The organism is Flavobacterium sp., assembly GCF_043722275.1.
Taxonomy (GTDB): Bacteria; Bacteroidota; Bacteroidia; order Flavobacteriales; family Flavobacteriaceae; genus Flavobacterium.
The window spans coordinates 1-5,955 of sequence record NZ_JAYSPC010000157.1 but is presented as its reverse complement, the minus strand read 5'-3'; the positions used below and the strand labels follow the sequence as shown (position 1 = coordinate 5,955).

Annotated in this window: 5 protein-coding genes, 1 tRNA gene and 1 pseudogene; 4 read left to right on the top strand and 3 right to left on the bottom strand. The window is 31.8% G+C overall.

Going from position 1 to position 5,955, the window contains the following annotated elements; genetic code table 11:
- The 4 genes and pseudogenes from ACHZDT_RS19930 to ACHZDT_RS19915 all read left to right on the top strand — a co-directional run.
- A pseudogene (locus ACHZDT_RS19930) lies at positions 1–750 on the top strand (molecular chaperone HtpG); the annotation flags it as partial.
- 205 nt (positions 751–955) lie between these two features.
- Positions 956–2,221 (top strand): patatin-like phospholipase family protein, encoded by a 1,266-nt coding sequence (locus tag ACHZDT_RS19925; RefSeq protein ID WP_394776452.1) that lies wholly within the window; start codon positions 956–958, stop codon positions 2,219–2,221.
- Between the two features lie 145 nt (positions 2,222–2,366).
- Positions 2,367–3,197 carry a hypothetical protein gene (locus tag ACHZDT_RS19920; RefSeq protein WP_394776451.1) on the top strand — a complete coding sequence of 277 codons (831 nt, stop codon included), beginning with the start codon at positions 2,367–2,369 and terminating at the stop codon, positions 3,195–3,197.
- A gap of 131 nt (positions 3,198–3,328) precedes the next feature.
- Complete coding sequence (locus ACHZDT_RS19915; protein WP_394776450.1) at positions 3,329–4,048, top strand: DUF4369 domain-containing protein; 720 nt, start codon at positions 3,329–3,331, stop codon at positions 4,046–4,048.
- A 115-nt stretch (positions 4,049–4,163) separates the two neighbouring features.
- On the opposite strand, the gene ACHZDT_RS19910 is transcribed toward ACHZDT_RS19915, so the two are convergent.
- The 3 genes from ACHZDT_RS19910 to ACHZDT_RS19900 form a co-directional block, all read right to left on the bottom strand.
- Complete coding sequence (locus ACHZDT_RS19910) at positions 4,164–4,622, bottom strand: DUF5362 family protein (protein WP_394776449.1); 459 nt, start codon at positions 4,620–4,622, stop codon at positions 4,164–4,166.
- A 560-nt stretch (positions 4,623–5,182) separates the two neighbouring features.
- The gene (locus tag ACHZDT_RS19905) at positions 5,183–5,584 is read right to left on the bottom strand and encodes a helix-turn-helix domain-containing protein (RefSeq protein WP_394776448.1); all 402 of its coding nucleotides are present in this window, start codon (positions 5,582–5,584) and stop codon (positions 5,183–5,185) included.
- Between the two features lie 276 nt (positions 5,585–5,860).
- Positions 5,861–5,934 (bottom strand) — tRNA-Thr (locus ACHZDT_RS19900).
- Positions 5,935–5,955: the final 21 nt, after the last annotated feature.

Sequence of the window (5,955 nt, the reverse complement as noted above, 5' to 3'; positions counted from 1 at the left end):
GATATTAAAATCGTTTTAGAGTATGGAATGCTTTCTGAAGATAAATTCTACGAAAAAGCAGGTGCCTTCTTTTTATACCCAACGGTTGATGATACTTATTTTACTCTTGAAGAATTAAAAGAGAAACTAAAAGACAATCAAACGGATAAAGACGGAAAACTTGTTGTGCTTTATGCCGGAAACAAAGATGCACAACACTCTTATGTTGAAACAGCAAAAGAAAAAGGATACGAAGTATTACTTTTAGATTCTCCTATTATCTCTCACTTGATTCAAAAAATTGAAGGTGCTAATAAAGATGTATCTTTTGTTCGTGTAGATTCTGATCATATTGATAATTTAATCAAGAAAGACGAAAACACAATTTCTAAGTTATCTGATGAAGAAAAAGAAACCCTTAAAACTTCGTTAGAATCTTATATTCCAAAAGCATATAGTGTACAACTTGAAGCTATGGATAGCCAGGCTGCTCCGTTCATTATCACGCAACCTGAATTTATGCGAAGAATGAAAGAAATGAGTCAATCTGGTGGTGGCGGAATGTTCGGGATGGGAAATATGCCTGAAATGTACAATCTAGTTGTAAACACAAATTCTGATTTAGCAACAAGTATTTTAAATACTGAAGATAAAACGCATCAGGAACATTTAGTAAAACAAGCTTTAGACTTAGCTAAATTATCGCAAAACCTATTAAAAGGAGAAGCTTTAACTGCTTTTGTAAAAAGAAGTTTTGAAATGATCAAATAAAAAATAACCACATAAAGTTATTTTTACACTAAGCCCCGTAAGTTAAACTTGCGGGGCTTTTTTTTGTTCAAAACAAATCGCATTTTTTGATTCTAAATCATTTTAAAAAAGGGTGTTTCGCCCCTTTCCGGCCAGAATTTCTTTCTATAATTTTACTCCTCCCTAAATACAAATAACTGATTATCAATATTTAAATGCAAAAATCATGGATAAAAAGAAATTTACTGAGAACGGGGAAATTTTGACGATTATCAGGGAACTGAAAGACCAGATTAAAAACAAGAATTTCTCAGATATTGTAGATGCGAATAATTGCCAATATGTTGATTTAGTACAAGAAGGCGGCGGCGTGTTAGGAATCGCTTTAGTTGGTTATGTATATGTTCTGGAACAAATGGGTATTCGGTTTTTGAGTTTAGCAGGAACATCGGCCGGAAGCATAAATACTATGTTAATGGCGGCGGCAGGTACAAGTGATATTCAAAAATCAGAATGGATATTAGATTGTTTGTGTAATAAAAACTTGTATGATTTTGTTGACGGAGATCACGATGCGAAGGAATTTATTGATGCTTTATTGAGCGATTCAGGTAATCTCAAATTAATTTTGAAAGGATGTCAGGTCATAGATAATTTTAAAGATGATCTTGGATTAAATCCGGGTAAAAATTTCCATCAATGGATGACAAATTTACTTTCGCAAAAAGGAATTAAAAATTATGCTGATTTAAAAGCTTTACGATTAAAAGGGGTTTCGGATGAAAATAAATTATTCCGAATTAATAAGGTGAATTTAGGCGATAAAGAAGAATACAACCGACCGGATCATTGGAGCGAAATGGCCATAATTGCAGCAGATATTACAACAGAAAGTAAAATTGTTTTCCCGAAAATGATTGATCTATTTTATTCAAATCCTGATGTTCAAAATCCTGCTGATTTTGTGCGCGCTTCGATGTCGATTCCGTTATTTTTTACTCCGTTTAAAATTACAAATATTCCGGGCGGAGTTGATGCCTGGAACAAATGGAATGAGGCAACATGTTTAAGAACATCGGTTCCGCCCGAAGTTATGTTTATGGACGGAGGAATTATTTCGAATTTCCCAATTGATATTTTTCATGAGAATTTGACTATTCCCGCCTCTCCTACTTTTGGTATTAAACTGGGATATGATAAAAATGAAATCAATAAAAATGAAAAAATTACCAACGTAATAAGTTCCATGTTCGACACGGCGAGATATGGTTATGATTCAGAATTTTTAAGAAAAAATCCTGACTTTAAAAATTTAATTGGATACATTGACACAGGAAGTCATAATTGGCTGAATTTTAATCTTACCGAAGATGCAAAAATTGATCTTTTTATTCGTGGTGCTCAAAAAGCTTCAGAATTTTTATTGAAGTTTAATTGGGAAGAATATAAAAAAATCAGAAAAGCCAAAAGCGAATATTATAAAACGGTTTAAAAAAATCAATCTTTTGTAAAACATTATCCCACAAAAATGCGTTTATAAATCCTGTAAGCTTTGTTTACAGGATTTTTTTATTGTGATTCAATTTTTTTATTACATTTAAATGCTTTTTTAACCCAAACAAAAAACCAAAACTATTATGAAAAAAACCGCAATTTTACTATTAGCCATTTGCGCAACAGGACTTACCTACGTTTCATGTTCCAGCAATGACAGCGACAAAACAACTCAAGCCGATGTATCTTCGATTGGCGCATCGATTGCAATTGATGCGAGTAACGAAATGGATGTCAAAACCGCATTACAAGTTTCGTCAAAAACATCTGCAACTGGAAAAACAGCCGAAACTTCTCCCGGAATTTGCGGTACAATTACAGTTACGCAACAAAGTGCAGAATCATATCCAAAGGTATTTACAATAGATTACGGAACGACAGGTTGTGTAGATAACCAATTGGCAAGAAAAGGAAAACTAAAAGTTACACTTTCCGGTCCTGTAACTACAACAGGAAGTAAAATGACCGTTGAAAGAATCGACTATTCTTTAAGCGGAATAAAACTGGAGGGAACAATAGAATATGTAAATACCACAACTATTGCAACTGTACCGCAATTTAGCAGAAAAGTAACCAACGGAAAATTTACTGATTTAGCTGGAAGAGTTTTCTTAAACTCAGGAATAGTTACAGTAAAACAAACAGCCGGAGTTGATACGCCATTTGTACTTGAAGATAATGTTTATGAAATGCCCGAAGGAACTCATACTGTTACGGCTGAAAGTGGCGCAACACTAACATTAACTGTTCAGGAAACGCTGATAAAAAAATATTCGTGCGATTTTATCTCTAAAGGAAGATTGAAAATTCAGGGCGGAATCTTAAACGGTGTTGTTGATTACGGAAACAATGATTGTGATAAAGCATATACATACACTAACGAAAACGGAACTAATTTTAATTTATCAATGTAATGTAATAATTAGCTTAAAATCAAGAATCCCAATTTAGAAATAGATTGGGATTTATTTTTTCACTAAAATTGAAACACGACATACTACATTCAAACTATTTTCTTTATTTTGCAGCAAAATCTAAAAAACCAATGAAAAAATCAATTATTGCTTTTGTTACAATTGCACTATTAGCATCTTGCAGCAAAAAAGAATCAACCGACAGTTTACACCTTACAGGAAATATAAAAGGATTAAAAAACGGAACTTTATACATTCAAAGAGTTGTTGATACTGCTCTTGTAGCGATTGACAGTATCAAAATAGACGGGAATTCTTCGTTTGAAAGGGATTTAAAACTAGAATCACCAGAAATGCTTTACTTGTATCTTGATCGTGGTGTAACTAATTCATTAGATAATAATATAATGTTTTTTGCAGAACCGGGAAATGTTAACATCGACACGAACTTAGATAATTTTATTTTTGGTGCTAAAATTACAGGATCTAAAAATCAGGAATTATACGAAGAATATAAAAAGATAAATTCTCGTTTTAACGATGAAAGCCTTTCTATGGTAGAATCGAGATTTAAGGCCATAAAAAGACAAGATCAAAAAGCGATTGACAGCATTAATGTAAAACAAGAATCAAATATTAAACGAAAATACCTGTATGCAACAAACTTTGCACTTAACAATAAAGATCATGAAATAGCGCCTTATATTGCTTTAGCAGAGATTTATGATATCAATGTTAAATTTCTTGATACAATTCAAAAATCTATGACGCCTAAAGTAGCACAATCACTTTACGGAAAAAAGCTAACCAAGTATGTTGCTGATATCAAAAAAGAGCAAAAAAAGATTTAAATCTTTTTTTAATAAAACGAAAACGTCCTGAATCTTCAGGACGTTTTTTTTTATGTATAAATTCCAAATTTTGAATTGGAATTTGGAATTTAAAAAGATTGTAATTTTACTGCTATTATCTTCCTATCAAAGATCCTAAGATTGCAAATACAAAAATTAATCCGTACAATACCAAAATCGCAATCATAAAAATACCAATAAATTTGTAGTGCGATTTTAAGTACTCCAAAGAATTTGTCAATGCTTCAGTATCATTATCTCTAAAAGCTTTTTTTGCATTAGAAGCAAATTTGAATAAATAATAAACCGGAAAGAAATAAATTGCTGCAAGAATAAAATAAAAAACACCCATTATTGCTCCAAAAGAACTTCCCATAGCACCGGCCCCAGGAATTACTGATCCCATTGTAGCCAAAAATGCTCCTGCAAAAACTGCACCTATCATCAAAAGCCCAATCCCGATGAACCCTACAATCGATAAAAAATAAGCCCATTTTGCGGTTTCTCTTAAAAAGCCTTTTGCAGATTCATTGAGCTGCAACTCAAATTTTTCAAAAACTGAATTCTCTTCCATTTATATTATTAGTTTTGGTTAAGAGACAAACATAAGAAAAATATTGTTACAATTATTTTAAATCGCGACTCAGATTTAGTTATTAATTTGTCATTTCTGACAGAAGAGAGAAAATCACATTACGGATTAAAGGTTTGTTATTGTAGTCCCTACGGACAATGTCATTAAGTTAAGCTTTTAAAAAATAAAATTATTGCAAATCAAATCCGTTTTTATCCGAGTTTTTACGAAGTAAATCTGTTTTTATCCGCGTCAAAATTAGACGCTGATTTTACTGATTCGCTAAAGTGAAAACGCTGATAAAAACGGATTTTTCTAATACTTTCTTTGATTAAACCGTTAAGTAATTTTATAGATTTCTCATTAACTTAATGACATTGCCCTACGGGACAAATTTAATACGGCATCATTCTTTCTACCAATATTTAATCTCTACGAGATATAATTTCTAAGTTAATGTTAAAAAAAAAACGCTACTCCTTTAAGAATTGCATGTTGGTAGAAAAATAAAAAAAAAGACTCTAATAGAGCCTTTCATTATTATAATTTCATTTAGAATATTATTTCAAATTATGTAATTTTTCTAAATATTCAATTTTATCTTTTTCAACCTGAACCAAACGTTCATAAAGTTCTACAACTTTATCAAGCGCATTAAATGAGCATTCATGATTTTGACTGAAAGCTCCTTGACTATTGCTAAAATCAGTATCATGAAATGTGTTGAAATAATTAATCATATTTTCTTCCGAGAAATTTTTAATTGCTTCTACACTTACACCAAGAACTTTTGCTATTTCTATAAGTTTATCTTCATCAATTGTTTCGCTGTTTTCAATAGCCGAAACCGCTTGCTGATTTGTTCCCAAAGCTTGCGCCAATGCTTCTTGCTTCATATCCCGAAGTTCACGAATACGGCTAATTTTTCGCCCTATATGATTTGGTTTTGTAAGTGTGCTCATAATTCAAAGATAATGATTAAGTGTAATACGAGCAATATGTAAAAAACATATTTAACGATGTACGATACTAACAAAAATACAATTTTTCAGACAAGTATATTTTGATTTATATTTTAAAGCATAATCTTGTCATTTCTGACAAACTAAGCGAAATTTATACTCAACAAAATCTAATTTGCATCAAGATTGGAATTTGGAATTTCAAAAAATTGGAATTTATTTTTTGATTTTATTCCAAAAAAAAAACCACCACTAAAAAGTGATGGTTTTACGTTGAGCCGGCGGAGGGACTCGAACCCACGACCTGCTGATTACAAATCAGCTGCTCTAGCCAACTGAGCTACGCTGGCGACTCATTACGGGTGCAAATA

What these genes read in the sequence shown, in the direction of transcription:
- ACHZDT_RS19915 (WP_394776450.1), top strand. Translation starts at nt 3,329, where the DNA reads ATGAAAAAATCAATTATTGCTTTTGTTACAATTGCACTATTAGCATCT.
- ACHZDT_RS19905 (WP_394776448.1), bottom strand. Translation starts at nt 5,584, where the DNA reads ATGAGCACACTTACAAAACCAAATCATATAGGGCGAAAAATTAGCCGT.
- ACHZDT_RS19925 (WP_394776452.1), top strand. Translation starts at nt 956, where the DNA reads ATGGATAAAAAGAAATTTACTGAGAACGGGGAAATTTTGACGATTATC.
- ACHZDT_RS19910 (WP_394776449.1), bottom strand. Translation starts at nt 4,622, where the DNA reads ATGGAAGAGAATTCAGTTTTTGAAAAATTTGAGTTGCAGCTCAATGAA.
- ACHZDT_RS19920 (WP_394776451.1), top strand. Translation starts at nt 2,367, where the DNA reads ATGAAAAAAACCGCAATTTTACTATTAGCCATTTGCGCAACAGGACTT.